Source organism: Paenibacillus sp. SAFN-117 (genome assembly GCF_051966115.1).
GTDB classification, from domain to species: domain Bacteria; phylum Bacillota; class Bacilli; order Paenibacillales; family NBRC-103111; genus Paenibacillus_L; species Paenibacillus_L residui.
Window position 1 is genome coordinate 1 of the sequence record NZ_JBQCLK010000001.1, and the last position, 26,261, is coordinate 26,261.

26 protein-coding genes, 3 tRNA genes and 1 other annotated feature are annotated in these 26,261 nt (G+C 50.5%); of the genes, 3 read left to right on the forward strand and 26 right to left on the reverse strand.

From position 1 onward, the window contains the following. The first annotated feature begins 169 nt into the window (after positions 1-169). Positions 170-1,156, forward strand: coding sequence for an S-layer homology domain-containing protein (locus ACTHRH_RS00005; protein ID WP_186328321.1), 987 nt, complete (start codon positions 170-172; stop codon positions 1,154-1,156). Positions 1,157-1,371: 215 nt separating this feature from the next. Here the strand turns inward: ACTHRH_RS00005 and ACTHRH_RS00010 are convergent. The 5 genes from ACTHRH_RS00010 to ACTHRH_RS00030 all read right to left on the reverse strand — a co-directional run bounded on the left by ACTHRH_RS00010 (position 1,372) and on the right by ACTHRH_RS00030 (position 2,697). Further along, positions 1,372-1,460, reverse strand: a tRNA-Leu gene (locus tag ACTHRH_RS00010). 23 nt (positions 1,461-1,483) lie between these two features. Continuing rightward, a tRNA-Ile gene (locus ACTHRH_RS00015) sits at positions 1,484-1,560 on the reverse strand. 21 nt (positions 1,561-1,581) lie between these two features. Then, a tRNA-Met gene (locus ACTHRH_RS00020) sits at positions 1,582-1,658 on the reverse strand. 194 nt (positions 1,659-1,852) lie between these two features. Further along, positions 1,853-2,023: a hypothetical protein gene (locus ACTHRH_RS00025; RefSeq protein ID WP_186328320.1), complete on the reverse strand. Its 171-nt coding sequence runs from the start codon at positions 2,021-2,023 to the stop codon at positions 1,853-1,855. Between the two features lie 116 nt (positions 2,024-2,139). Further along, positions 2,140-2,697: a phosphatidylglycerophosphatase A family protein gene (locus ACTHRH_RS00030; RefSeq protein WP_144935911.1), complete on the reverse strand. Its 558-nt coding sequence runs from the start codon at positions 2,695-2,697 to the stop codon at positions 2,140-2,142. A gap of 126 nt (positions 2,698-2,823) precedes the next feature. Between ACTHRH_RS00030 and ACTHRH_RS00035 the strand changes: the two genes are divergently transcribed. Then, complete coding sequence (locus ACTHRH_RS00035) at positions 2,824-3,336, forward strand: 2'-5' RNA ligase family protein (protein ID WP_144935908.1); 513 nt, start codon at positions 2,824-2,826, stop codon at positions 3,334-3,336. 656 nt (positions 3,337-3,992) lie between these two features. Here the strand turns inward: ACTHRH_RS00035 and pyrE are convergent. From pyrE to lspA, 9 genes are all read right to left on the reverse strand, one after another. Next, on the reverse strand, positions 3,993-4,649 hold the full coding sequence (gene pyrE / locus ACTHRH_RS00040) for an orotate phosphoribosyltransferase (protein ID WP_379291226.1): 657 nt from the start codon (positions 4,647-4,649) through the stop codon (positions 3,993-3,995). Beyond that, complete coding sequence (pyrF, locus tag ACTHRH_RS00045; protein ID WP_150960017.1) at positions 4,650-5,333, reverse strand: orotidine-5'-phosphate decarboxylase; 684 nt, start codon at positions 5,331-5,333, stop codon at positions 4,650-4,652. It abuts the gene before it with no gap. A gap of 84 nt (positions 5,334-5,417) precedes the next feature. Then, complete coding sequence (gene carB, locus ACTHRH_RS00050; protein WP_379291228.1) at positions 5,418-8,639, reverse strand: carbamoyl-phosphate synthase large subunit; 3,222 nt, start codon at positions 8,637-8,639, stop codon at positions 5,418-5,420. Continuing rightward, positions 8,626-9,789 (reverse strand): carbamoyl phosphate synthase small subunit, encoded by a 1,164-nt coding sequence (locus tag ACTHRH_RS00055; protein ID WP_440413503.1) that lies wholly within the window; start codon positions 9,787-9,789, stop codon positions 8,626-8,628. The genes carB and ACTHRH_RS00055 overlap by 14 nt, the downstream gene beginning before the upstream one ends. 78 nt (positions 9,790-9,867) lie before the next feature. Continuing rightward, positions 9,868-11,157, reverse strand: coding sequence for a dihydroorotase (locus tag ACTHRH_RS00060; RefSeq protein WP_440413505.1), 1,290 nt, complete (start codon positions 11,155-11,157; stop codon positions 9,868-9,870). 118 nt (positions 11,158-11,275) lie between these two features. After that, positions 11,276-12,181 (reverse strand): aspartate carbamoyltransferase catalytic subunit, encoded by a 906-nt coding sequence (locus tag ACTHRH_RS00065; RefSeq protein ID WP_440413507.1) that lies wholly within the window; start codon positions 12,179-12,181, stop codon positions 11,276-11,278. Positions 12,182-12,189: 8 nt separating this feature from the next. Continuing rightward, positions 12,190-12,741, reverse strand: coding sequence for a bifunctional pyr operon transcriptional regulator/uracil phosphoribosyltransferase PyrR (gene pyrR, locus ACTHRH_RS00070; protein WP_370451774.1), 552 nt, complete (start codon positions 12,739-12,741; stop codon positions 12,190-12,192). 413 nt (positions 12,742-13,154) lie between these two features. Next, on the reverse strand, positions 13,155-14,132 hold the full coding sequence (locus ACTHRH_RS00075) for an RluA family pseudouridine synthase (protein WP_440413829.1): 978 nt from the start codon (positions 14,130-14,132) through the stop codon (positions 13,155-13,157). Between the two features lie 61 nt (positions 14,133-14,193). Further along, positions 14,194-14,703, reverse strand: coding sequence for a signal peptidase II (lspA, locus tag ACTHRH_RS00080; protein ID WP_144935895.1), 510 nt, complete (start codon positions 14,701-14,703; stop codon positions 14,194-14,196). A 110-nt stretch (positions 14,704-14,813) separates the two neighbouring features. Here lspA and ACTHRH_RS00085 point away from each other — a divergent pair, with 110 nt between their 5' ends. Next, the gene (locus tag ACTHRH_RS00085; protein WP_440413510.1) at positions 14,814-15,548 is read left to right on the forward strand and encodes a TraR/DksA C4-type zinc finger protein; all 735 of its coding nucleotides are present in this window, start codon (positions 14,814-14,816) and stop codon (positions 15,546-15,548) included. A 22-nt stretch (positions 15,549-15,570) separates the two neighbouring features. On the opposite strand, the gene ACTHRH_RS00090 is transcribed toward ACTHRH_RS00085, so the two are convergent. From ACTHRH_RS00090 to spoIIGA, 12 genes are all read right to left on the reverse strand, one after another. Further along, positions 15,571-15,888, reverse strand: coding sequence for a DUF5665 domain-containing protein (locus ACTHRH_RS00090; RefSeq protein WP_144935890.1), 318 nt, complete (start codon positions 15,886-15,888; stop codon positions 15,571-15,573). A 21-nt stretch (positions 15,889-15,909) separates the two neighbouring features. Next, the gene (ileS, locus tag ACTHRH_RS00095; RefSeq protein ID WP_144935887.1) at positions 15,910-18,681 is read right to left on the reverse strand and encodes an isoleucine--tRNA ligase; all 2,772 of its coding nucleotides are present in this window, start codon (positions 18,679-18,681) and stop codon (positions 15,910-15,912) included. Positions 18,682-18,746: 65 nt separating this feature from the next. Continuing rightward, positions 18,747-18,992: a binding site (T-box leader), on the reverse strand. A gap of 152 nt (positions 18,993-19,144) precedes the next feature. Continuing rightward, positions 19,145-19,624, reverse strand: a complete 480-nt coding sequence (locus ACTHRH_RS00100; RefSeq protein WP_144935884.1) for a DivIVA domain-containing protein — start codon at positions 19,622-19,624, stop codon at positions 19,145-19,147. A 98-nt stretch (positions 19,625-19,722) separates the two neighbouring features. Continuing rightward, positions 19,723-20,502, reverse strand: a complete 780-nt coding sequence (locus ACTHRH_RS00105; RefSeq protein WP_440413513.1) for an RNA-binding protein — start codon at positions 20,500-20,502, stop codon at positions 19,723-19,725. Between the two features lie 8 nt (positions 20,503-20,510). Further along, on the reverse strand, positions 20,511-20,792 hold the full coding sequence (locus ACTHRH_RS00110; protein WP_225312713.1) for a YggT family protein: 282 nt from the start codon (positions 20,790-20,792) through the stop codon (positions 20,511-20,513). 11 nt (positions 20,793-20,803) lie between these two features. After that, positions 20,804-21,238, reverse strand: a complete 435-nt coding sequence (locus tag ACTHRH_RS00115) for a cell division protein SepF (protein ID WP_144935878.1) — start codon at positions 21,236-21,238, stop codon at positions 20,804-20,806. A gap of 22 nt (positions 21,239-21,260) precedes the next feature. After that, on the reverse strand, positions 21,261-21,944 hold the full coding sequence (locus ACTHRH_RS00120; protein ID WP_144935876.1) for a YggS family pyridoxal phosphate-dependent enzyme: 684 nt from the start codon (positions 21,942-21,944) through the stop codon (positions 21,261-21,263). A gap of 23 nt (positions 21,945-21,967) precedes the next feature. After that, complete coding sequence (gene pgeF, locus ACTHRH_RS00125) at positions 21,968-22,909, reverse strand: peptidoglycan editing factor PgeF (RefSeq protein ID WP_440413516.1); 942 nt, start codon at positions 22,907-22,909, stop codon at positions 21,968-21,970. Positions 22,910-22,944: 35 nt separating this feature from the next. Continuing rightward, positions 22,945-23,247, reverse strand: a complete 303-nt coding sequence (locus ACTHRH_RS00130) for a YlmC/YmxH family sporulation protein (protein WP_144935873.1) — start codon at positions 23,245-23,247, stop codon at positions 22,945-22,947. A gap of 147 nt (positions 23,248-23,394) precedes the next feature. After that, positions 23,395-24,177, reverse strand: coding sequence for an RNA polymerase sporulation sigma factor SigG (sigG, locus tag ACTHRH_RS00135; RefSeq protein ID WP_144935870.1), 783 nt, complete (start codon positions 24,175-24,177; stop codon positions 23,395-23,397). 140 nt (positions 24,178-24,317) lie between these two features. Then, a complete protein-coding gene (gene sigE, locus ACTHRH_RS00140; RefSeq protein WP_144935867.1) occupies positions 24,318-25,040 on the reverse strand; it encodes an RNA polymerase sporulation sigma factor SigE in 723 nt (240 codons plus the stop codon). 30 nt (positions 25,041-25,070) lie between these two features. Beyond that, positions 25,071-26,108, reverse strand: a complete 1,038-nt coding sequence (gene spoIIGA, locus ACTHRH_RS00145) for a sigma-E processing peptidase SpoIIGA (RefSeq protein WP_144935864.1) — start codon at positions 26,106-26,108, stop codon at positions 25,071-25,073. Positions 26,109-26,261 lie beyond the last annotated feature (153 nt).

Sequence of the window (26,261 nt, forward strand, 5' to 3'; positions counted from 1 at the left end):
GAAGATTTAGACGGAATCCTGCAAAGTACCTCAAGGAAACAGAAAATAAGTATTGTATGTTAATTGGTCAGTCGTAGAAAAAAAAAAAAAAAAAAAAAAAAAAAAAAAAAATTCAACATGCAACCTTTTCCAGTGAATGCCCGTCTTAGGGGATAAGGAGGTGATAGGAATGAAGAATAAGCGAGGAATAGCTTTGACTTTACTTATGGTGTTCGTCCTGATCATTGCGCCGGCTGCATGGGCGTTCTCGGATATTTCCCAGGATCCCTCCGAAGCCGAAATCCGTGCTTTACATCAAGACGGGATTATTAGCGGAATTTCTGAGACGGAATTTATGCCGAAAGGCAAATTGAACTATGCACAGGGCGTTCATCTGATCGTCAATGCATTGGACCTGAACATCGATGAGATCAAGTTTATTAAGGAACCGAAGGCTAGCGATTATTTCAGTCAGGTCCCTGATGATGCATGGTATGCCGCTTCGTTAATGATCGCTCAGCTTAATGGACTTCCTCTAGCTAAGGATCTGGATCCGGAGCAACGGTTGACCCGTGAGCAATTCGCCGATCTTCTGTACAAAGCGGTGGAATTGACAGGTGATTATGCCTTTATTGAAATCTATATGTCCTTTGCAGATGAAGAGCAGGTCGACAAGGAATATATGACCAGCATCCAACGTCTGTTGATCTCCAACATTGCCGAAACGAATGCCGACGGGCTTTTCCGTCCCAAAGATGAGATTACCCGTTCGGAAGCAAGCCGCATGATTCATGCAGCCAGGAAATTCGTAAAGGCAAATAAAGAGCATAGCCCTGAGCCTCCGGCTCAAAATTCCGAAGTGGAATTAATTATGGAAAAAGTGAACGACCAAATTAATAAAGCAACAGTAACCTGGGGAATGAAAGGCAACAGCGGTTATCGCGTGACCATCGACCGGATTGAATTTCAAGACGAGCAAGCCACGCTTTATTACACGCTGCATGAGCCGATACCGGGCCACATGTATGCTCAAGTCATGACGGAAGCGAAAGCGGAAACCTATGTAGACAGCCGCTATACGGTCGTAATTGAGCCAAATCTCAGCTCGGGGGTTTCATCGCCGGCTTTCCCGGGAGAGTCCTCTTCCACATCCGCTGAGGCTCAGGCGAAACAGTAAAAGATACACCGGGCCATTAACCCGGAGCTAAACGAATAAACCTATTATTGTACCAAAAAAAGTCCTTCACCCATATGGGGAGGACTTTTACTATATCCCAAATTTTTTTATAAATAAAAAAACTCCTGCCGTTTCCTTCGACCTATCTGTCTGGGAAACCTGGAGTTTCAGGTTGAACTCGTAACACAAGAGTCCGACACTTCAATGCACTGGTTTGGTGCCGAGGACCGGACTCGAACCGGTACGATAGCAACCTATCGCAGGATTTTAAGTCCTGTGCGTCTGCCAATTCCGCCACCCCGGCATAGAAACAGCCTGTCATAATCATGGTGGGCCCTGAGGGACTCGAACCCCCGACCAATCGGTTATGAGCCGATCGCTCTAACCAACTGAGCTAAAGGCCCGGAACTTTTGAATTTGAAATTTGGTTGCGGGGGCAGGATTTGAACCTGCGACCTTCGGGTTATGAGCCCGACGAGCTACCGGACTGCTCCACCCCGCGTTAATTGGCTAGACTATTTAATCAGCGACAAAAATAAATATACACCATTTGCACCATTAGTGTCAAGAGGTAAATTATAAAAACCTTCTAACGCATTTTTCGAAGATGAAAAACCCTTTTTAAAGGAGGTCTTTTGGCTAACCCCAAGTGACAATGCGGTCCAAAACCTAATCTCTTACATATCTAAACTAGCCTTAATGAGGCAATATATAGCGAACTCCAAACCGGCCCTTCTTCGAACGGTATACTTCCACCGCCTGCGGGCAGTCGTATCCGTATAACCACCAGTCCTCCTCCATCCTCTTGGCGAGGCAGCCGGCTTGAAATTTGCTTTCATAAAGTTTAGACCAATAAATCCATTTCACGAGTAAAGCACCCCTGTCCTGCGAACTTCTTTTATTGCTAGCTTATCCCTTTAAGCCGCTTTTTATTGCTGCCCGGGACAGAGGTGGATAAAATCATTTCAATAGGGGAAACTTAACTAAGCCTGATCTGCGCTCTCGCCGGCTTCGCTATCTGCCGCAATCTCGGCTTCCTGCTCCTCCAAATCTCTTAATCTATGGGCGATCCGGCTGGATGCGGAAGCGGCAATACTGGCGATCAAATCGTCCAGGAACGTATGAATGCCGTGGCCTCTCTTGGTATCCAGGCGTTTGATAACCCCGATCTTATGCTTATCCAGATGTCCGAAGGTGGTCACCGCTATACTTCCGTAGCCCAGCACAGACCCGAGAGCCAAAGTTTCATCGCAGCCGAACAATCCTTCATCCGACTCCACCAACGACTGCAGCGGCTCGGACAATTTATTCTGCTCGGCCAACATATCCAGTTCGATGCCAACGAGAAGCGCATGCTGAACCTCTCTTTTTTTCAGAACGGCATGCACGCTGTCTATACAATCACTGAGCTGAAGTCCTTGATTATAAGGAGCTTGCATCTCATAGACAATTTCGGCAATTTCTTCAGTGGTTACGCCGCGCTCCTCTAATTTTTGCACGACGGCTTGCTTGACCTCGTTGCTGTGAACTTTGCGAATCATATTCATCACCTTATTTTCGTTGTTTTATCAATCTTGGCTAAGTGCGGCATTAGATGTTAGAATAATTAAAGAATACGTTATAATAGCTCACTAACAAAAGCAAGAGGGGAAAGGAGGTTATTTTCCATGAAATACGGAATCGTCGTTTTTCCGGGCAAGGAAGTTCAAGATTTTGCCAACAGCTATCGCAAACGCTATGATCCTCATTATCGCTTGATTCAGCCTCATTTTACCATCCGCGAGGCGGAGGACTGGGACGACCGCCAATTGGAAGAAGCGATAACCCTGCTCAACGAAGCATCCCAACGCCTGCCGGCCTTTACCGCCAAGGTCAACCGGTTTTCATCCTTCCTTCCGGTCAGCAATGTCATTTACTTGGCCTTGGAGGATGCGGACCCGTTCATCCGCTTACACGAGGAAATTTGTCAGGGACCGTTGGAAGAACCGCAGAAAGCTTACCGTTATACTCCACATTTGACCATCGGTCAAAAACTGGGCAACGAGGAATTTCACGATGTTCTCTCTAGTGTCCGATTAGTGGATGTCGGACTGGAATTCCTGGTTGACCGCTTTCACCTGCTCTACCAGACGGACAACCAAGCCTGGACAGTCTATCAAACGTTCCTGCTCCAAAAATAGAGAAGGCTTTAGTTCCATGCAAAGCCTAACTCGTGAATGTTCTAGTCAAGATACCCCTCCAAAATGAAAACAGCCTCTCTTATAAACGGTTACAGGCACACACATGACGAGACCCGGATGTTTCGTACCCTGGCCTTGCCGTTCCCTGCACATCAGGGCGAAGTCAAAGCTGGTAATTAGCTGCGCCGGTGCAGGGAGAGGCTGATAGACATTATCTCTTGCTCCCGCCTTAGCCTGACACCCTCCCGATTTTGTTTATACCCGCTTATTTATGCATCTTCAACCTATACTGATATTTCCCAAAGTAAACCTTAAATGATCGATTCTTCCTTCTTTATTCCGTATGGGAAGCTTGCATGTCTTTAATAGCTACCTTTGCAATTTACCTTTAAAATGCACCCGTTATTTATATAATGCGGCATTCTTCACAGATTTGAATAAAATTTTGCTTAATTTCTTTCAATGCTCTTTCTTCATTCTTATGTCCCCTGGTTTTCATTTGAGGATTGGCCTCCAAATACCAAATAGGCCTGTCCGGAGGCAATTTCCCGGTACAGGCCTGGCATTTGTCAAGTGACGCGTGGTTGAAATCAAGACTTTTTGTTATTCAGCTTCTATGTGAATCTCTTGCCGTTTAAACTTCGGCCCGTCCGTTCCTAATTGGCTCCATCCTTGCCGAAAGCAGCCGGGTTCTCTCTCCATGATTGGAGAAGCGCCAAATCCTCTTCTTTAATTTTTCCGAGTTCGACCGCAGCCTCCAGCAACGCCGTGTAATTGGAGAGCGAGTTCATTGCAATCTTCTCTGCGGCAAAGGCATCCTGCGCTTCTTTGAACTGATAAGTAAAGATGGACAGCACCGAGAGCACATCTCCTCCGGCTTCTCTAACGGCCAAAGCTGCTTTAAGCGAGCTTCCCCCTGTTGAGATCAGATCCTCGATGACGACGACTTTGCTGCCCGGGTTGAGGACCCCTTCCACCTGCTTCTGCTTGCCATGGCCTTTGGCGCTGCTGCGCACATACACCATAGGCAAGTTCAGTTTATCCGCCACCCAAGCGGCATGGGCGATTCCTCCGGTAGCCGTGCCCGCGATAATCTCCACCTCGGGATATTGCTCTCGAATAATCGCAGCAAAGCCTTCCGCCACTTTATTGCGGATATTCGGATAGGACATAGTCAGCCGGTTATCGCAATAGATAGGCGAGAGCCATCCGGAGCTCCAGGTAAAGGGCTCATTCGGGCTAAGCGCAACAGCACCGATCTGAAGCAGAGCCTCTGCAATCTCCCGAGGCAAATTGTGGGTCGTTGAATTCATCTAAATCAACTCCTCAATAATAGATTCAAGGGCTTGCCGCGGATCAGCCTGGGCCGTAATAGGGCGGCCGATGACCATATAATCCGTTCCCGTGTTTAAAGCTTCTGCCGGAGTCATCACTCTCGATTGATCCCCTGCAGCCGCATGGCGTGGACGAATTCCCGGGGTGATGGTCAGAAACGGTTTCCCCATCGCTTCCTTGATACGGACGACCTCCAATGGGGAAGCTACGACACCATCCAGGCCGGCCTTCCCGGCCAGCCGGGCATAACGCACCACCGTCTCTTCCATCGTAGCGCCGATTCCGAGCTCTTCCTTCAGCATCCGTTCATTCGTACTCGTCAACTGAGTGACCGCGATAACAACCGGACGCGCCCCTGCGGAAGCCATTTCAGCGCCTTCCAGAGCAGCCTCCATCATCCTGGTGCCACCCGCGGCATGGACATTAAACATATCCACCCCAAGCCGCGAAATGCTCGCAGCAGCTCCTTTAACGGTATTAGGGATATCATGAAGCTTGAGGTCGAGGAAGACCTTATAGCCTTCCTCCTTCAACCTCTCGACAAATTTTGGTCCAGCCGCATAGAACAGCTGCATGCCCACTTTCATGTAGCAAGGAATTCCCTGCAAGCTTTGAAGCAGTTCATTGGCCTCTTGCTCAGAGGGATAATCGAGAGCGACCATGATCTTACCCGCCACTTCCGTTTGTAAGCCCACAGCAAAGCCTCCTTAAAGTCCTTCTTCGGATAGTTCTTACTTAATCTGGCTCTAGCGAAGTGCTTTGTTCGCAGGCATCGGACTAGAGGAGAAGTTAATCGTCTGCAGCATGCCAAGCAGCGCTCTAACCGTATCCAAGGAGGTCATGCAGACAATTCCGTTCTCTACCGCTTCGCGGCGGATGCGGAAGCCGTCGCGCTCCGGGGTCTTGCCTTTGGTCAGAGTATTCACGACAAATTGAGCTTCCCCATTGCGAATCCGGTCCAGAATATTAGGCGAGCCTTCGCTCAGCTTCCTCACGTGATCCACTTTCAGACCGGCAGCCGATAGAGCTTTAGCGGTGCCTCCGGTCGCTACAATTTTATAACCGAGATCATGGAAGCCGCGCAAAATTTCTATAGCCTCATCCTTGTCTTTGTCGGCAACCGTCGCAATAATCGATCCGGTTGTCGGAATCTTCATTCCCGAAGCAATCAGCCCTTTGTACAGCGCTTTGGCAAAGCTGGCGTCACGCCCCATAACTTCTCCCGTAGATTTCATCTCCGGACCGAGCGTGGTATCGACTCTTCTCAGCTTCGCGAAGGAGAAGACAGGAACTTTGACCGACACCTGATCGTCCTCTTTCCACAATCCGCCTTCGTAACCAATTTCCTTCAGCTTCTTGCCCATAATCAACTGGGTCGCTACATTGGCCATCGGAATTCCGGTTACCTTGCTCAAGAAAGGCACGGTACGGGAGGAGCGGGGATTTACTTCGATAATATAAACCTGCTCTTGATAGATGACAAATTGAATGTTGACCAGGCCGACGACTTCAAGCTCTTTGGCCACTTTGGTCGTTATTTCAACAATCTGTTGCTTGATCTCTTCCGAAAGCGACTGCGGAGGATAAACCGCGATCGAGTCTCCGGAATGGACCCCGGCTCTCTCGACGTGCTCCATAATTCCTGGAATCAGGACGGTTTCCTTGTCGCAAATCGCATCGACTTCCACTTCTTTGCCGAGCATGTAGCGGTCGATCAGAACCGGATGCTCCGGATTGATCTTCACGGCATATTCCATATAGTTAAGCAATTCCGCATCGGAATAAACTATTTCCATAGCCCGGCCGCCCAGTACATAAGAGGGGCGGACAAGAACCGGGTAACCGAATTTCGCAGCCGTACCCACCGCTTCATCCACCGAAGTCACGGTTCCTCCCGGAGGTTGGGCAATGTTCAGCTTGCGAAGCAGAGCTTCGAACTTCTTCCGGTCTTCGGCGGCATCGATATGCTCCAGGTCGGTTCCCAAAATCCGTACGCCGGCCTTGGCCAGCGGAGCAGCCAGATTAATTGCCGTTTGTCCACCGAACTGAACGATAACGCCAATCGGCTTCTCTCTCTCAATGACATTCATCACATCTTCAAAGAAGAGCGGCTCGAAATACAGGCGGTCAGACGTATTGAAATCGGTGGAGACAGTCTCCGGATTGTTGTTAATAATGACCGCTTCATAGCCGGCCTCCTGGATGGCCCAGACCGCGTGCACGGTGGAATAGTCGAATTCAATCCCCTGGCCGATCCGGATCGGACCAGAACCGAGCACAACGACTTTATCCTTGGAGGATTCCTGAACCTCGTCCTCCATTTCATAGGTCGAGTAATAATACGGAGAGGTTGCTTCGAACTCTGCTGCGCAAGTATCGACCATTTTGTAGACCGGCTTGATTCCGTTCTGCAAGCGATAAGCGCGAATGTCGGCCTCCATGATATGGTCGAACTGAACGTTCGCAGAGCGGCGGATTTCCGCAATCGCCCGGTCAGTGAAGCCTTTGCGCTTGGCTTCCAGCAGAAGCTCCGGGGTCAGTTCCGGCTGCTGCAGCTGGTGCTCGAAGCGGATAAGACCTTCAAGCTTCGTCAGGAACCACCAGTCGATCTTCGTCAGATCCTGAATTTTTTCTACCGTATACCCTCTGCGGAACGCTTCGGCAATCAAGAAAATGCGCTCATCGTCAGGCTTCTTCAAACGCTCCTCCAGCGTTTCCCCATCCACCAGCTCGGTTTCCTTCAAATACAGACGGTGAGCACCGATTTCCAGCGAACGAACGGCCTTATGAATCGATTCCTCGAAGGTCCGGCCGATGGCCATCACTTCCCCGGTAGCTTTCATCTGTGTTCCCAGCTTCCGGTTGGCGCCGGTAAATTTATCGAAAGGCCAGCGCGGGATTTTCGATACGACATAGTCAATCGTCGGCTCAAAGCAGGCGTAAGTCTGCCCGGTTACCGGGTTAACAATTTCATCCAGCGTATAGCCGATAGCGATTTTGGCCGCCATCTTGGCAATCGGATAACCGGTCGCTTTGGAGGCGAGTGCCGAGGAACGGCTGACCCGCGGATTAACCTCAATGACATAGTATTGATAGCTGTGAGGGTCCAGAGCAAACTGAACGTTACAGCCGCCTTCGATATGAAGGGCTCTAATAATTTTCAGCGAGGCGGAACGAAGCATCTGGTATTCCTTGTCCGACAGAGTCTGGCTTGGAGCTACAACGATGCTGTCCCCTGTATGAACGCCGACCGGATCGAAGTTTTCCATATTACAAACGACAATGCAGTTGTCGTTGGCGTCGCGCATAACCTCATATTCAATTTCCTTCATGCCGGCAATGCTTTTCTCAATCAGACACTGGCCGATAGGGCTGTATCGGATACCCGACTGAACCGTTTCGATCAGCTCTTCCTTCGTAGAGGCGATTCCGCCGCCCGTTCCGCCCAGGGTATAGGCCGGACGAACGATGATCGGATAGCCTATTTCTTCGGCAAAGTCGACCGCTTCCTGAACGGTAGTAACAATCGTACTATCCGGTACCGGCTGCTCCAGCTCTCTCATCAGCTCGCGGAACAAATCGCGGTCTTCCGCCTTCTCGATGGCGGTTAACTGTGTACCGAGAAGCTTGACATTCTCCTGCTCGAGAATGCCGTGGCGGGCAAGCTCAACGGCCATATTCAATCCCGTTTGTCCGCCGAGAGTAGGCAGCAAGCCGTCCGGACGCTCCTGCCGGATGATTTGGGTAACGAAATCCAGCGTAATAGGCTCGATATATACTTTATCCGCCATATTGGTATCGGTCATAATCGTAGCCGGGTTGCTGTTGATCAGTACAACCTCATACCCTTCTTCCTTCAAAGCTTGGCAAGCCTGGGTTCCGGCATAGTCAAATTCTGCGGCTTGTCCGATTACTATGGGGCCAGAGCCGATGACGAGAATTTTTTTGAGTTCATTATTTTTGGGCATGCTTCAATTCTCCTTTCGCTTCGGCTGTCTTTTGGGCAGCGGCCAGCATCTTGGCTTGCTGCGGAATATTCGGAAGGCTTTGTTTAAATTCCCGAATCATCGTTTGGAATTCATCAAACAAGTATCCGGAATCGAACGGTCCCGGTGCCGCCTCCGGATGATATTGGACGGAGAAGGCAGGGTGCTTCTTATGCTTGAGCCCTTCCACCGTTTTGTCGTTATTGTTGACATGGGTAACTTCAAGATCGGTTCCCTTTAATGAATCCTGGACTACGGTGTAGCCATGGTTCTGGGAGGTAATATAGCAGCAGCCGGTCACCAGATCTTTAACCGGATGGTTGCCTCCGCGATGGCCGAATTTCATCTTCTCGGTATCGGCACCGCAAGCGAGAGCAAACAATTGGTGCCCCAGGCAGATCCCGAAGATCGGGTACTCGCCCAGCAGCGAGCGGATCATTTCGATAGCTTGGGGAACATCCTTCGGATCTCCGGGCCCGTTGGACAGAATAATTCCGTCGGGATGGATGCGCCGGATCTGGTCCGCCGTCGTATCGTAAGGAACAACGACGACATCGAAGCCGCGCTTCGATAAATCGCGGGCGATTCCGTCCTTCGAGCCGAAGTCGACCAGCACCACCGTCTCGCCATTGCCCGGCAGGTGATAGCGTCTTTTGGTCGAGACCCGGTCCACCTGATCCCTGAGGACGGTCATTGCATTCAACTGCTCCTTCAACTCTTCCACCGACTTATTGGAGGTCGTCAGAATTCCTTTCATCGTTCCGTGCTGGCGGATGATGCGGGTCAGCATGCGGGTGTCCACTTCGCTGATTCCGATGATTCCGTATTCTTTCATCAGGCTGTCCAGCGTATATTGGGCCCGCCAGTTGCTGGGAATTTCCTCATGCTGCCGTACAACAAGGCCGTGAATGAACGGCCGGATAAATTCAAAGTCATCCCTCGTAATTCCGTAGTTTCCGATCAGCGGGTAGGTCATCGTTACGATTTGCCCGCAGTAGGAAGGGTCCGAGATAACCTCCTGGTAGCCCGTAATGCCGGTATTAAATACGACTTCTCCGGTCGACTCGCCTTCGCTTCCGAATGCTTTGCCGGTAAACAGAGTGCCGTCTTCCAATAATAATCTTGCCTGCATCGTTCATCGCTCCTTTAGCTTGTCTTGATCCTGCTGTCCATTGCTTCGTTCTCTATCATTCCATTGGTTTGCGGAGGATTAAGCCTCGCTCCAGACCACTTGGCCGGCCACTATTGTCCGGGTAGGCCACCCCTTAAGCTTCCAGCCCGTAAATGGAGTATTCCGCCCTTTACTCAAAAACTCGGCAGGATTAACTTCCTTCTCTGTATCCAGGTCAATCAATGTCAGATCCGCCGCAGCTCCCTCCTGCAAGGTTCCCCACGGCAGTCCGAAGACTTCTGCGGGCTTAACCGTCATCCGGTCAAGCAGAAATTGAAGCGTCCATTTCCCTTTAAGAACAAAATGGGTGTACAGAAGCGGGAAGGCTGTTTCGAAACCGACGATTCCGAAAGGCGCCGCTTGCATCCCTTTGGCCTTCTCTTCTTCACTGTGCGGAGCATGGTCCGTTACGACAATATCGATCGTTCCATCCTCGATTCCCTCGATACAAGCCTGTACATCCCGCGGAGACCGCAGAGGCGGATTCATTTTCCAATTGGCGTCGAGTCCCGGAATATCCTCATCCGACAGCAGCAGATGATGCGGGCAAACCTCCGCCGTTACTTTGATCCCGAGCTGCTTGGCCTGGCGGATCAACCGCACGGACTGCTCTGTGCTCACGTGGCAGACGTGGTAATGAACCCCTGTAGCTTCCGCCAGTAAAATATCTCTTCCAACGTGAATGGCTTCGGACTCGTTCGGAATTCCTTTTAACCCGTGCTTGCGGGAGAAGGCTCCCTCGTTAACGGGGGCGCCAACAACCAGCGTATTGTCCTCGCAATGAGCGACAATCGGCATTCCGAGCTCGGCCGCTTTCGCCATAGCGTCCTTCATCATTTGCGCGCTTTGAACCCCTACCCCGTCATCCGTGAAGGCGAACACGCCCGCATCCTTCAGCGCCTCAAAATCGGTCAGCTCCCGCCCTAGCTGGTTGTCGGTAATGCACCCGTAGGGAAGCACCCTGACCACTCCTTCGGTCTCTGCTTTGTCGAGAATGTACCGCACGGTCTCGGGGGTATCGACTACCGGCCGGGTGTTGGGCATACAGGCGATCGTCGTGAATCCGCCCCTGGCCGCCGACCTTGTGCCGGTCGCTATCGTTTCTTTATGCTCAAATCCGGGCTCCCGCAGATGAACGTGCATATCGATCAACCCCGGAGCGATTAATTGTCCCTTGGCATCGATCCTCTCATGACCGTCGCTCTGGTTATCCGGCCCTTCCTTAGGCTCCGTTATGCTTGTAATCTTGCCGTTTTCGATCAAAATATTTTTATTAACGAGACGGTTATCACCATCCAGCATCTTCCCGTTGACAATCCAAGTTCCCATAAGCTCCTCCTGTTCAGCCCTTGTCTTTAATTACGGTATAAAGATAGGCTTCTGCTCCATAGAGCCGCCTCCTACTTGCCGCCAATCTTGCCGATAGTCCATTTCAAATTCGTTCCCATCAAGTTAGAGATCGTTCGATAACGGCCATCCGGACAGGGACCCCATGGCTCATTTGAGTGAAAATTTTCGACCTTGGATGCTCTACCAGCTCGTCATCAATTTCTACATTCCGATTAATTGGAGCCGGGTGCATAATGATGGCATGGTCCTTCATTTTCCGCTCCCGTTCCACTGTGAGACCGTAACCTTCGCGATATTGCTCGGCGGAATTCAGCATTCCTTGCTCATGGCGCTCCAACTGTACGCGCAGCATCATGACAACATCCGACTGCAAGGCTTCGTCCATTGTGACATATGGAGCGTATTCCGCAAGCTCGGGAGCTTGCATCGCATCCGGAGCGCAAAATTTCACCCGTGCACCCATTGCGCCCAACGCCCACAGATTCGAGCGGGCCACCCGGCTGTGCTTGATATCGCCGATAATGGATACGGTCAACCCGCGGACCGCGCCGAAATGCTTACGCATCGTATACAGATCAAGCAGCGCCTGAGTCGGATGCTCGTTGCTTCCATCGCCGGCGTTGATCAGCGGGATTCGGACATGACGGGCAAGCTCATCGAGCACCCCGTTAGGCTTCAACCGGATTACTCCTGCATCTATCCCCATAGATTCCAGCGTCTTAACGGTATCGTATATGGACTCTCCCTTTTGCACACTGGACACGGCTGCGGTAAAATTGAGCACTTCCAGCCCCATTCTTTTCTCCGCGACTTCGAACGAAAACCGTGTGCGGGTGCTGTTCTCAAAGAACATGTTAGCGACAAAACGGCCCTGCAGATGCTGAGTAACCTTCTGGGGGTATTGCTCCCAATAAGCAGCACGATCCAGAATGGACTCCAGCTCCAATTCGCTCATTCCTTTAAGCCCAAGCAAATGTTTATCCGTCATTGTTTTAGTCTGCATCGCGCTTGTCAGCTCCCTTTATTATATAAGATGACCTCATCCTGACCGTCCGCTTCCTCCAGATGGACAACAATTTCCTCCAGCTTGGAAGTCGGGATATTCTTGCCGACATAGTCCGGACGAATCGGCAGCTCCCGATGTCCCCGGTCTACAAGCACCGCCAATTGAATCATTTGCGGCCGGCCCTTGTCCATTAAGGCGTCCATCGCAGCACGGACGGTGCGCCCTGTGAACAGTACATCATCGAACAGGATGATCTTTTTGTTGTGAATATCCAGTTCCGGCTCAACAATGCCTTGTGCCGGGTTTCCTCTGCTTTGCCGGGACACATCGTCGCGGTATGAGGTCACATCGATCGCTGCAGCCGGTATAGGAACACCCTCGATCTCCCTTATTCGTCTGGCAATCCGCTCGGCAAGGTATACTCCCCTCGTCCGAATTCCGATCAGAACGCAATCGTCGACACCCTTGTTCCTCTCCAAAATTTCATGGGCAATCCGGGTGAGAGCCCGGCGAATAGCCGTATCGTCCAGCAAAATCCGTCTATCCTGGGTAATCACTTCGTTTCGCTGCCTCCTGTTCTGCGCCTTCGTTACTACCGCTCCGCTTCCGGAAGACCTTATCCGCAACGATTCCGGAGAGGAAAGTCCACAAAAAAACCCTTGCCCGTAGGCAAGGGTCAGGCAGGAAGCATCTCATCGGCGGGTACGCGCGATAACTGTGTTTAGAGTTCACCAAGAAACACAGAGATACTTACTGCACTCTGAATGACATTGTAACGATCACCTTGCCAGCCTCACGGGACTGAATTTAAAGGCGCTATTTAACTAAAAGAATTATCCCACATCCCGACAAAAGATGTCAAGAGAAAAATATTGATTCGGTTCAAGCTGTCCGATTGCGACAAAAAATTCAGGAGCCATCCACGGACTAGCGGACCTCCTGATTCATCTCCGGTTTATCAGACACCTTTTTAAAGCTGCCGCACACGCTGAAGAAGATGATTCATATCTTCCGGTAAAGGAGCCTCGAAGACAAGCTGCCGGCCCGTACGGGGATGTACGAAGCCAAGCACCGCGGCATGAAGAGCCTGCCCCTCGATGCCTGCCCGTTTGCTGCTGCTGTATACCGGATCGCCGACCAGAGGATGGCCGATATATTTCATATGAACGCGGATTTGATGAGTCCGGCCGGTTTCCAGCTTCAACTCCAGCAACGTATATGAGCCGAGCCGCTCCAGAACCGCAAAATGGGTCACCGCATGCTTGCTGTTATGGCTTGTTACGATAAATTGTTTGCGATGGTTCGGATCGCGCCCGATCGGCGCATCCACCGTTCCTTGATCATGGGGAACCCGGCCGTGAACCAACGCGATATATTTCCGGATGACCGAATGATCCTTAAGCTGTTTGGATAGCGAAAGATGGGCCAGATCATTCTTGGCAGCCATCAGCAGGCCTGAGGTGTCCTTGTCTATTCGATGAACAATTCCGGGCCGCATAACCCCGTTGATTCCGGACAAATCCCGGCAATGAGCCAGCAGCGCATTCACCACGGTTCCCGAAGTATGTCCCGGCGCCGGATGAACGACCATTCCTCTAGGCTTATTAATAACGATAACATCCGCATCTTCGTAAACGACCTCCAGCGGAATCGCTTCCGGCTCAATAGCCGCTTCCTGCGCCTCGGGAACGTCCAGAACAAGAACATCCTCTGTTTGAAGCTTATAATTGGGTTTGACCGTCGAGCCGTTAACCTGAACCGCCCCGCCTCTGATCCAATGCTGGACCTGCGTTCGCGAAATCTCTTCAGGCAAGGCATCGGCCAGAAATTTGTCAATGCGGGTCCCCGCTTCCTGAGGCTCGATGGTCCACTCGAACGTTTCCCCATCCATATCGTCATCGGAGTCAGTTAAGACGGAGGCTCCCGGCAAACCGGGTTCATCCTTCATGCTGATATCATTCGCTTCTTCCGTACCGATTGTCTTTATTTCATCGGAAGGCCGCAGATCGTCATGATTGAACTTCATCGGTTTGACCTTTCCTTTCTCTTCTCCACTCCAGCAGGGAATCCAGCAAAATAAGAATAACTCCAATAACGATTGCGGAATCGGCTACGTTGAATATAGGAAACGGATAGACGACCGGATTTCCGAACCAGTTGAAACGAAAGGTGAAATCGAGAAAATCGACGACCTCTCCGGATACGGCACGGTCAATAAAATTGCCGAGGGCACCGCCCAGAAGAAGGCTTAGGGCAAAGGGCAACAGCCGCTTGTTCTCACGGATGACCTTCCTCATATAAATCGAAATCCCGACAACGACTATCACGGTAGCAATGAGAAAAAACCATCGTTGGTTCGGCAAAATTCCAAAGGCAGCCCCGGTATTGCGGTGAGAAGTAATATGAAAAAAATCGCCGATGACCGAGAAAGACTCCCTCAGCTCCATATGTTTGACAATAAGCCGCTTGGTCCATTGATCCAAAGCGATGATAAGCAAAGAAATCAGATAATAGATCAAATAGTCAACCTCCCCGAACCCATGATTTCCTTGCGTACAAGGAATTACCTTCGTAAAACATGTTCTTTCGGCGCACAATATGGCGGAATACCTTGAAGGGAGCCGTCATAATGCACACCTTAACGGAAGAACAGAAACAACAAATTCAGCAATTGCTGAAGCAGGAATTAGAAGAGCTCAATAAACAAGTCACCGAAAACTCCCACTACGGATTGGGCGGGTCGCTGGGCGATTCAACAGGAGAGCTTTCCTCCTATGACAATCATCCGGCAGACATTGGCACGGAAGTTTTCGAACGCGGCAAGGACGTCGCCTTGAACGATAAAGCGGAGAAATATTTAGGCGATGTCCGTGACGCTCTGGATAGATTAAACTCCGGGCAGTATGGCACCTGCAGCGTTTGCGGCGAACCTATCCCTTATGACCGGCTGTTGGCCGTCCCAACCACCTTGTATTGTAAAGCTCACGTTCCTCAGAAAACCATATCTCAGCGCAGGCCCATAGAGGAAGAAATCCTGTCTCCCCCCTTCGGCAGAACCAGCCTGGACGAATTACCAAGCCAGAACCAGTTCGATGGCGAGGACGCCTGGCAGATAGTCGAAAGCTGGGGAACTTCGAACAGTCCTGCCATGGCTGAAGACCGGTATATCGACAGCTATGACGAAATGGAAATCGAAGCTAATGAGAACGATGGCTATGTCGAGGATTACGAAAGCTTCATAGCCACGGATATCTATGGCAAGGACGTTACGATTATTCGGAACAAAGCTTACCGAAATTATATGCACCAAGGTGAAGGCGAGCCTTTATTGGAAGACGAGCCTCCCAGCGATGAATTGGACTAGGGAAGTCCGCCGGAACCTGTGTTTAATAGGTTCTGCCTTCCAATTGTGCTTGAACATGCTTGACAATTTGCGCGATATAATCCCCAACGATGGGTAGATCCAATGCTCCCAGCGCCTGCAAAACGTACAGAAGAGTCGAGGTCAGCACGGTAAATCCGATCGCTATTCCTACTCCTCTGGCAATTCCGCCCACCAGATGGTTCCACAGCAGCTTGCGCGGCCGTTCGAGCAACTGGACATATTCGGCGAATCTGGCCTTCTCCATATTCAAGGCCAACTGCTCTATCCGTTCATTGAGCTCCCGGAGGATTTGATTCTGTTCATCGTTGGGGTTGGACATCTCGCTATCTCTCCTTACGGCTTACGGCTGCTGCTTGTAATGGGTATCGACCACTTCCGCACAGCGTGGGCACAGCGTCGGGTGAGCCTCGTTCCGGCCGACTTCGGGGGTCACGATCCAGCAGCGCTCGCATTTCTCCCCTTCCGCTGAAGCTACCTGAACAGCCAGATGACCGAATTTCATGGCTTCTTCCGGGATGTCTGCCCCAGTGTGAAGCTGAACGTCGGAAACGATAAATAACAGGTCCAGACGATCGAATTGGGATAAGAGCTTAGCTGTTTCCTCATCCGGATAAAGATGAAGGGAAGCCCCCAGAGAGTTGCCAATCACTTTCTGGTTTCTTGCTTCTTCCAACGCCTTGAAGACTTCATCCCGGATTTCCATGAATGCGGACCATTTTGCTTCCAGGGAAGGATCGAACAAGGAAGTATCCGGATCCGGTATTTCCGATAATTGGACGCTTTCTTCCTGCACCCCTGGAATATGCTTCCAAACTTCATCTGCGGTATGCGGAAGCAGAGGAGCAATCAATTTAGTTATTACCGTTAGGGCCTCATATAATACGGTTTGGGCGGCTCTGCGGCCCAAATCATCCGGAGCGCTGACGTACAGCCGGTCTTTCACAATATCCAGATAGAACGCGCTCATCTCTACGGCGCAGAAATGGTGCACGGCTTGATATACAATGTGAAAGTCATATTGGTCATAAGCCCGTATTACCCGTTCGTTCAAGCGATTTAAGTGAATAAGCGCAAAGCGGTCAAGCTCATTCATATCACTCGGGCTTACTTTGTCGCGGGCAGGATCGAAACCGTTCAGATTGCCGAGGAAGAAGCGAAGCGTATTCCGGATTTTACGGTACACCTCGGTAATCTGGTTAAGAATATTATCTGAGATGCGAACATCCGCCTGATAATCCACAGAAGAGACCCATAGCCGCAATATATCTGCCCCAAGCCGGTCGCAAACTTTCTTGGGATCTACCGTGTTGCCCAATGACTTGGACATTTTCCTTCCTTCGCCATCCAGAGTAAAGCCGTGGCTTAGAATGCCCCGGTAAGGAGCCTTCCCTCTAACGGCTGTCGCAGTAATCAGCGAGGAATTGTACCAGCCGCGGTATTGATCGGACCCTTCCAGGTATAGGTCCGCCGGCCATTGCAGCTCCGGACGGATTTCCAGAACCGCTGCATGGCTGGACCCGGAATCGAACCATACATCCATGATGTCCGTTTCTTTGCGGAATTCCGCATGGCCGCACTCCGGACAAGCCATCCCCTCCGGATGAAGCTCCGAAGCATTCTTTTCAAACCAGGCATTGGAGCCTTCCTGTTCAAAAATCGCAGCTACATGCTCAATGGTTTGTTCGTTAACGATCGGATGGTTGCATTTCGTACAGTAGAGGATCGGAATCGGAACTCCCCATGTCCGCTGTCTCGAGATACACCAGTCTCCGCGTTCCGCTATCATATTATGGAGGCGGATTTCTCCCCAATTCGGCGTCCACTTAATGTTTTTGATTTCCTCCAGCATGGCCTCGCGGAAACGGTCCACGGAGGCGAACCATTGCTCCGTTGCCCGATAGATGACAGGCTTCTTTGTACGCCAGTCATGGGCATATTGGTGCTGAATGGTCCCTTGCTTCAGCAGGCTTCCTTTTTGCGCCAGCAGCTCCATAATAGGCTCATTGGCTTTTTCATAGAACATTCCTTCATAGCCGGGGGCTTCCCCGGTAAACTTCCCTTGGTCGTTAATGGGGCACAATACACCGAGTCCATAGCGCTGCGAAATGTAGAAGTCATCCTCCCCGTGGCCAGGAGCCGTATGGACGCAACCGGTCCCTGCCTCAAGCGTGACATGCTCTCCCGTCATAACGAGGGAATCCCGGTCATAGAACGGGTGCCGGCAGACAATGTATTCCAATTCTGCTCCTTTGAACTTGTCCTTCACCTTCACATCCGTCCAGCCGATTTCCTTGGCCGCTGCTTCCAGCAAGCCTTCGGCCAGGACAAACTGACGGCCGTCCGCTTCGACAAGCACATAATCGAATTCAGGATGCACGCTGATTCCCAGGTTCGCAGGCAATGTCCATGGAGTCGTCGTCCAGATAACGATTTCCGCTTGAGCCGGTAATTTGCCTTTACCGTCCTTTACCTGAAAAGCAACATATATGGATGGTGAAGTCTTCTCCCGATATTCAATCTCCGCTTCCGCGAGGGCGCTCTCCGACGAAGGAGACCAGTAGACGGGTTTAAGCCCTTTATAGATGTATCCTTTGCGGACCATTTCACCAAAAACACGGATCTGCTGCGCCTCGTACTCGGGCTTCAAGGTGATGTACGGATTGTCCCAATCTCCGCGCACCCCTAACCGCTTAAACTGCGTCCGCTGCTTATCCACCCAATCCAGAGCATAGGCCTTGCAAGCCTCCCGGAATTCGGATACGGACATCTTCTTGCGGTCCGCCTTACCGCTGTTGGCAATCGCCTGTTCGATCGGCAAACCATGGGTATCCCAACCCGGCACATACGGAGCATCGAAGCCGCGAAGAGATTTGTATCGAACAATAATATCTTTCAAAATTTTATTCAAGGCATGACCGATATGAATATCTCCATTTGCATAGGGAGGTCCGTCATGCAGAATAAATTTCGGCTTCCCTTTCGCGTTGTCCTGTACTTTACGGTAAATGTCGATTTCATCCCACCATTGCTGAACCTTGGGCTCCGCTTGGGGCAAGTTGCCCCTCATCGGAAAGTCCGTTTTGGGAAGGTTTAATGTTTTGCCATAATCCATTGCTAATGTGCACTCCTTAACGAAAATATTTGTCTATATCGAAAAAACAAAAAAACTCCCATCCCCAAAGGGACGAGAGATGCTCGCGGTACCACCCTCTTAAGCTCCGAATTAATAGGCTCAATTATACAGCCATTCTATCCGGAACTCACTCAGGGATTGATAACGGAATCACCCGACGCTCTCTACTGAACCTTTCAAGAGAATACTCCTGGATGATATTCCGACGCTTCACGAATATTAGGCTCGCACCATCCCCTAATTCGCTGTTTCCGCTCCTGCGCCGTACTCGTTCCAGTCATCGTTTTCGGCAAATGTTAGTATTATTATGGAGTATAACGAAATTCGATAAGCCAGTCAACTTGAGGAGAGTTTCATCGAGTTGATGAAGAAGCCGGCTGCCGGCCATTGAAAAACGGCAAGCCGAAGTCGTCGGACTCTTGGCCGGTTTACTCTGGCCGGTTTATTCCTCCGTTCCCGTCTTGCCCTCGAGAACATCCCAGCTATCGCCATTCAGCAGCTCTAGCTGCGCCTCCAGCAGTGTGCGGAATCTCGTTCTGTAGACGGCGGCCTGCTTCTTCAGCTCCTCAATCTCCAGAGCGACCTTGCCGGACTTGACCAGGGACTCGTTGATGATCCGGTCCGCGTTCTTCTGCGCCTCCCGAATAATCAGCTCCGCTTCCTTCTTGGAGTTCGTCTTGACTTCATCCGCCGCCTCCTGGGCAACTATGATCGTCTTGCTGAGCGATTCTTCGATATTGGCGAAGTGGTCTAACTTTTCTTGCAAAGCTTGAGCTTGCTGCATCAATTCTTTATTTTCACGAATCAAGGCCTCGTAATCTTTAATAACCTGATCCAGAAATTCATTGACCTCGTCCTCATCATATCCTCTAAAAGCTCTCTTGAATTCCTTGTTATGTATGTCCAAAGGCGTTAACGGCATACTGCACCTCCACAATATGTACGTTCTAAACACGGCTTGATATTCATCGTAGAGTATTCGACAGAACTGGCGAAAATCCTGCACTGAGGCCAAAAAAATTAGCGATACTTGCCAATTCGGATCCTCAGCCTGCCTTTTTTCGTCCATCCTTCAATATCCAGCACCCGAAAACGGCCGAATCCCTGCAGCGAGACGACATCTCCGGCTTTAAGCACCTGGCTGGGATCCTCAATCACCTTCCAGTTGACCCGGCATCGTCCTGCTTTGATCGGAACCAATGCTTTAGCCCGGCTTAAGCGGAAGGCATCTCCAACAATCCCGTCCAAACGTAAAGAAGCCACCGTGAATTCCATTTCTTCCAGGACGGTCCGGGCAGGTTCCAACCGGCTTATCGGAATAATTTCCGTCTGAACATGGACACGATGTACTTGGTGGAGATGCAGGCGCATATAATCGCTTATTTCTTCGGCGACGACACAATGGCAGCCATGCTCATGCACATGGATATCTCCGATCTTATCCCGTTTGATCCCCAGACCGAGAATCGCTCCCATATAATCTCCGTGGTCCAATCCGCCGCCTCCCTTGCCGGAATCAACGGATAGGACAGCCAAACCGAATTCATCCTGCTCAATGACCTGATAGTCCGGAGCGATGATCGCCCTTTGACGTTCGGCTTCCGCATATCCTCCATTCATATGAAGAGCCGTATTCGACGAACGGTTCACAAGTGTCCGGAGAATATAAATCTGCCTCGGGTCGAGAAAGTCCGTTAACTTCGCCGTATGGCGGTTATCTGCCTTATCCACCCATTCCAATGCTCTATCTACGAAGGGATGCTCATCCGGATGAAAATGTGCAAACAACGAATTAACCATAGATGCTCCTAAAATCCTCCTACAATCATCTCAATGATTGCAAAAATCCCGTAGCCGACAAACCTCAGGGCAATAAGGGCGATGATAGGAGACAGGTCAAGCATGCCGCCAATCGGAGGAATAAACTTGCGGAAGATCGACAGATAGGGCTCCACTATCTTACCGAGCAGCTCTCCAATGAAGCTTTCACGCGCATTAGGCAGCCACGACAAGAGTACGTAAGCAATAATTAGATACGTGTAGATCTGAATAAGCGTGCCAATTAAACTGTTTATATCAGAAAGATTCAAACTGTTCACCTCTATTTGTTGTAGTCCGCCTCATCTTCTATCGAGTCTTTAATCGATCCCTGGATTTCCACGGTATCGGGGGTACATAGAAAGATACTCGGACCGATCTTGGATATGGAGCCATTCAGCGCATAGACTGTCCCGCTCAGAAAGTCCACGATCCGTATCGCCTGATCGGAGCGGAGCCTCTGCAAATTTACGACGACAGGCCTGCGTGAGCGGAGATGATCTGCAATGTCTTGGGTTTCGTCATACGAACGGGGCTCGCTAAGGATAACGCGGATGTTCTTCTGCGAGTGGATGCTGACGATATTGTTTTTATTCTTACGTCCGTCGAACATATTCGGTTCGGGATCGGGGGTCGAATCCGCACCCCTTTCCTTCTCTACGACCTCTTCCTCTTCCTGCAGTCCGATAAAGTTCAAAAATTTGTTCATGACTCCCATACAAATTCCCTCCCTGCTCCTATTATTCCTTGCCGACAAGAATCGAACCTAAACGAACCCATGTCGCTCCTTCCTCTATCGCTACTTCAAAATCGTTAGACATCCCCATCGAGAGATGCCGGATCTCTTCCTTCAGAAGTGCTCGTTGATTGCATTCATCCCGCAGCTGGCGCAGCCCGCGGAACACCGGACGGGTGTCCTCCGGTTCGCTCTCATAGGGGGCCATAGTCATCAATCCGGCAACACGTATGAACGGAAACGACCTAACCTGCTCTATGAAAGGAAAAAATTGTTCCGGACTCAGTCCGTATTTGCTTTCCTCGCCGGAAATATTGACCTGGATCAAGCAATCCACAACGGTGTCCATCGCCTCTCCCCGCTTATTGATTTCCTTCGCCAGGGAAAGCCTGTCCAATGAATGGATATAACGAAACTTACCAACTACATCTTTAACCTTATTCGTCTGCAGATGTCCGATAAAATGCCATTCGACCCGGGAACCTAGAGCTTCCCATTTCGGCTTGACATCCTGCCACCGGTTTTCTCCAATCTTATCAAACCCAAGATCGACGACGGCGCGGGCGGTATCGAGGGATACGTATTTCGTTACCGCTATTATTTCCACGCTGTCCCTATCCCGGCCGCTTCTCCGGCAAGCTTCTGCAATCCGGAAACGAACCTGTTCGGCTCTTTCCTGCAGATTCATCTGGATTCACCTCTGTCTTCGTCTCATCTTAATCCAATCCAAGCGATCATTCTGCCGGTTAGTCCCTGTTCTTTACGATGGGAAAATAAAAGATCCGTTCGGCAACTGGTACATAACTTAGATATTTCGATACAAGATGGCAATATTCCTGCTTTTATCATAATTTGTCGGTTGATTTGTTGCAAGTCCAGCATGAATTTATTTGTTTTCTGCGTTTCCCGCAGCAGATTATCCTGTTGTTCGATTAGTTTTCCGTTCTCCAACCAGGCGAGAAGCCCCCGAACGCGTTCAGCCACCCGTTCGTCCACCTCATAGCAGCAGGGGCCGATAGAAGGCCCAATACAAGCCAGTATCTGCTCAGGCTTGCTGCCGAACGTTTCCTTCATCTTGTGTACGGTATGCCAAGCTATCCGGCCAACGGTGCCCTTCCAGCCCGCATGAGCGATTCCCGTAATCCGATGCTCGGGATCATAGAAGTATAGAGGAACACAATCGGCAAACAATGCGGCCATCACGATTCCCCTGCGGTCGGTTATGAATGCGTCGGTTTCCTGCAGGGCGCTCTCCCGGTCTCTTGTCCCCCTGCCCGCATCTTCTTCCGTTATGACCGCAACCTCTGTCCCGTGCACCTGCTCGCCGTATGTCCAGCGATCCAACGGAACACCGACCGCAGCCGCTACCCGGCTCCGGTTATGTATAACGTCTTCGGGACGATCATCCACGTGAAGTCCCAAGTTGAGAGAGGCAAAGACCCCTTCACTTACTCCGCCCAAACGCGAAGTGAATCCGGCAGTCAGCTCCGGATACCGGTCCGTCCAAGACTGGATTGACCACAATTTCGGCTTGTCCGGTTCTTCTGTAATCCATTGAAAAGGCTCCATACCCTCTCCCCCTGTCCAATCGTTAATCCCTCTATCCATAGTATCACAGGTTCCGTCCGGAACGAAGCCCCGCAGAACAGGCATACTACCTTTCTCCAGGGCGCCCCGCACAAGCCTGCTTATCTTTCCCTGTAGGCAGGCCGGTATTCGGCCTGGGGGTCTCCCTCATCCGCCACCCGGTACGGTCGGGATTCATCCAGCTTGACCAGTACGACATCCATGCCGATCTTGACGATATTTCGCCATGGAATGACTACATCGGTCCCTCCGCCGAATAACCCGAAAAATTTGCTGTTGTTCGGAACGACAATCGACTCGATACGGCCTTGCCGGAGATCCAGCTCCAGATCGCTGATGACCCCCAGCTTTTTGCCGTCTACAATGTTGATTACGTCCTTCGATTGAAAATCGGAAATCTTCACTTCGCCTCACCACGATCCTTGTCATTTTACGGTTCGGATTGAAGCTGCCACTATTTAAATATATGTGCTGCCTGGGGAAAATGTCCTGTTTGCGGGAAAATAAAATACCGGCCTCCTCCAGGGAAGGCCGGTTTTGTTTAAAACCTCTTAGGTTTTAACATGCTTTTGCATTTGCGATATGGCTGATTTCTCAAGTCTGGACACCTGAGCTTGAGAAATACCGATTTCTTCTGCAACCTCCATTTGCGTCTTGCCATCGTAAAACCGCATGGACAAGATCATTTTCTCCCGGTCATTGAGCTTGCGCATTCCTTCCCGGAGAGCAATCCCTTCGATCCAGGTTACATCCTTGTTGCGATCATCGCTGATTTGGTCCATGACGTATATCGGATCTCCCCCGTCATGATAAATCGGCTCAAACAGCGAGACCGGGTCCTGAATAGCATCCAGAGCGAACACTACGTCTTCTTTAGGAACATTCAGAGCTTCGGAAATTTCGTAAATCGTCGGCTCCCGCGAATTCATATTTGTCAGATTATCGCGCACCTGCAAAGCCTTGTAGGCAATATCGCGGAGGGAACGCGACACTCGGATCGGGTTATTATCCCGTAAATAGCGCCTGATTTCGCCGATAATCATCGGGACGGCATAGGTTGAAAATTTCACATTTTGGCTTAAGTCGAAATTATCAATGGCTTTCATAAGGCCGATGCATCCTACCTGGAACAGATCGTCCACGAATTCTCCGCGGTTGTTGAATCGCTGGATAACGCTCAGAACCAATCTCAAATTGCCATTGACCAGCTTCTCCCTTGCAGTATGATCATTGTGTGTTTGCAGTTGGACAAAAAGCTCCCGCATCTCCGTATTTGTAAGCACAGGAAGTTTTGATGTATCCACACCACAGATTTCGACTTTATTTCGTGTCACCGTGATTACCTCCCAAGGAGCAACATTAATGTTAATTATCTCCTTGGGATCATTTTTTATGCGCGTATGAACGAGCCCTTAAATGGGCATAAGGCTGTGCCACAGCAGTCAAAAACGGCCCAACGGAGCCGTTTGTAAGCTCAAACCATTTTGTTAAATTCTTTACGCAGCCGTTTGATGATCCGCTTTTCCAACCGTGAAATATAAGATTGGGAAATTCCCAACAAATCGGCCACATCCTTCTGCGTTTTCTCCTCGCCGTCCTGCAGGCCAAAGCGAAGCTCCATAATGACCCGCTCCCTCTCGGACAATTTATCCAGAGCTTTATGCAGAAGCTTGCGGTCCACCTGCTCTTCAATGTTTCGGTATATGGTATCATTCTCAGTGCCGAGCACATCGGATAGTAGCAATTCATTCCCATCCCAATCAATATTCAGAGGCTCATCGAAGGAAACCTCGGTGCGGACCTTGCTGTTGCGGCGAAGATACATAAGAATCTCATTCTCGATGCAGCGGGAGGCGTAGGTGGCCAGCTTGATCTTTTTCTCCGGATCGAAGGTATTCACGGCCTTGATCAGTCCGATCGCCCCGATCGAAACCAAATCCTCGATATTGATTCCGGTGTTCTCGAATTTCCTTGCAATATATACGACAAGGCGCAAATTTCGTTCAATCAGCATCGCCCGGATGGCAGCGTCTCCGGATGGCAGCTTCTGCAGCAGAAACTCTTCTTCCTCGCGAGTCAGAGGTGGGGGCAGCGCTTCACTTCCGCCAATGTAATAAATTTCGTCGCCTTTCAAACCGATCATCAGCAATAACCGGTAATAGTAAATTTGCAGCGTCAGCTTCCATTTGTAAAGCATTGGGCACATCCTCCTCCAGAGCTTGCTTCCTTAATCCATCGGCAGGTTAAGCGGCTTTTTGACTTCAGCTTCCGTCGCTAATTTCCCATCCATCTTCGTTGCCGGGCTAAGGCTTCCCTGCTCTCTTACCTTCAAACTTCCTCCCTCTTCCCGGGAGACGACAAGATCCGGATGAATAATCGCCTCATATGAACCGTCAGCGCTCAGCTTGCCCGCATCCAATCCGATCAGTACCTTGCTGGTTACCAGATGCTTATCGTTGTAGCTAAGCGAGACCTCATCCGGCTTCACCGCCAGCATGAATTGCGTTGCTTTGTTGACTCCGCGGTAAGGAACGAGACGTATCCGGTCCGGCCACTCAAAATCCTCCTCCTGCATGGCCGCCACCATCCGGTCCACTTCAGAACGGCGAATATGGCGCACCCATTTCTCCGGCAGCCGGTCTCCCCATAGGGATGTCTCTACAACCATTACCGGGGTTTTCGTCAGCGGATCGTAGAGGCGGTTACCGGTATCGATCAGTCCCTTGCAGGTCAGAGTCAGATCATCCAGCTTGATGACCACTTCGGCTATATAAGCAGTCAATTCCTCTTTCCGTTTCGCCCCTTGAAACACACGCAAATAGAAAAAAAGAATAAAGGCCAAACCCAGTCCGACTATCCATAAATGGGTTTGGAAGGGAAATATCAGCCCCCCGGATGAAGTGACCAGAATCCCGTTCATGACGTCTAACGAGGGGAGGAAGAAATAATGTAATCCGTAAAGTCCTCCGGCAGCTACGAAATTGACGACATAGAACATTCCGAGATTCCGAAGGAACGGAAGCAGTCCGCGGTAAGAGAAAGCGGTTGTAATCATCCCGGCGGAAAAAAGGACTTTAGCTATAAAGGTATACATCACGGAGAGTTCGGGGATCAGCATAAAGACGGTATAGGACGCCCCGATAGCGGCTGCACCTGCCAGCCGGTGCCATCGGATATCCAGCTTTCTTGTCCAAGCTGTCGTCAGCAGCAGAGCCCCGTCAATGATGAAATTAAATAGGAAAATAAGATCCACATAAACTACCACTCTCCTATCCTCCTACCTTATCGCGACGGATGACCCCAGTATAATCCTTTCCCCCTCCAAAGTCTGTCTAACTGTGATGTACCATCCACAGTTTTTTTGTCGAAGTTAGAAAAGTATATGCGAAAATTGCAAGGAAATAACCCAAGCTGAAAT

Bases quoted from the DNA above. Each gene is read 5' to 3' on its own strand.
- carB (WP_379291228.1), bottom strand. From the start codon at position 8,639: ATGCCCAAAAATAATGAACTCAAAAAAATTCTCGTCATCGGCTCTGGC.
- ACTHRH_RS00005 (WP_186328321.1), top strand. From the start codon at position 170: ATGAAGAATAAGCGAGGAATAGCTTTGACTTTACTTATGGTGTTCGTC.
- ACTHRH_RS00120 (WP_144935876.1), bottom strand. From the start codon at position 21,944: ATGAATCTGCAGGAAAGAGCCGAACAGGTTCGTTTCCGGATTGCAGAA.
- ileS (WP_144935887.1), bottom strand. From the start codon at position 18,681: ATGGATTATGGCAAAACATTAAACCTTCCCAAAACGGACTTTCCGATG.
- pyrE (WP_379291226.1), bottom strand. From the start codon at position 4,649: ATGAATTCAACGACCCACAATTTGCCTCGGGAGATTGCAGAGGCTCTG.
- ACTHRH_RS00090 (WP_144935890.1), bottom strand. From the start codon at position 15,888: ATGTCCAACCCCAACGATGAACAGAATCAAATCCTCCGGGAGCTCAAT.
- ACTHRH_RS00035 (WP_144935908.1), top strand. From the start codon at position 2,824: ATGAAATACGGAATCGTCGTTTTTCCGGGCAAGGAAGTTCAAGATTTT.
- ACTHRH_RS00030 (WP_144935911.1), bottom strand. From the start codon at position 2,697: ATGATTCGCAAAGTTCACAGCAACGAGGTCAAGCAAGCCGTCGTGCAA.
- sigE (WP_144935867.1), bottom strand. From the start codon at position 25,040: ATGCTTTACAAATGGAAGCTGACGCTGCAAATTTACTATTACCGGTTA.
- ACTHRH_RS00115 (WP_144935878.1), bottom strand. From the start codon at position 21,238: ATGGGAGTCATGAACAAATTTTTGAACTTTATCGGACTGCAGGAAGAG.
- pyrF (WP_150960017.1), bottom strand. From the start codon at position 5,333: ATGGTCGCTCTCGATTATCCCTCTGAGCAAGAGGCCAATGAACTGCTT.
- ACTHRH_RS00075 (WP_440413829.1), bottom strand. From the start codon at position 14,132: ATGAAGGATGAACCCGGTTTGCCGGGAGCCTCCGTCTTAACTGACTCC.
- ACTHRH_RS00105 (WP_440413513.1), bottom strand. From the start codon at position 20,502: ATGGTTAATTCGTTGTTTGCACATTTTCATCCGGATGAGCATCCCTTC.
- ACTHRH_RS00100 (WP_144935884.1), bottom strand. From the start codon at position 19,624: ATGCCGTTAACGCCTTTGGACATACATAACAAGGAATTCAAGAGAGCT.
- ACTHRH_RS00085 (WP_440413510.1), top strand. From the start codon at position 14,814: ATGCACACCTTAACGGAAGAACAGAAACAACAAATTCAGCAATTGCTG.
- pgeF (WP_440413516.1), bottom strand. From the start codon at position 22,909: ATGCCTGTTCTGCGGGGCTTCGTTCCGGACGGAACCTGTGATACTATG.
- ACTHRH_RS00055 (WP_440413503.1), bottom strand. From the start codon at position 9,789: ATGCAGGCAAGATTATTATTGGAAGACGGCACTCTGTTTACCGGCAAA.
- ACTHRH_RS00060 (WP_440413505.1), bottom strand. From the start codon at position 11,157: ATGGGAACTTGGATTGTCAACGGGAAGATGCTGGATGGTGATAACCGT.
- ACTHRH_RS00065 (WP_440413507.1), bottom strand. From the start codon at position 12,181: ATGCAGACTAAAACAATGACGGATAAACATTTGCTTGGGCTTAAAGGA.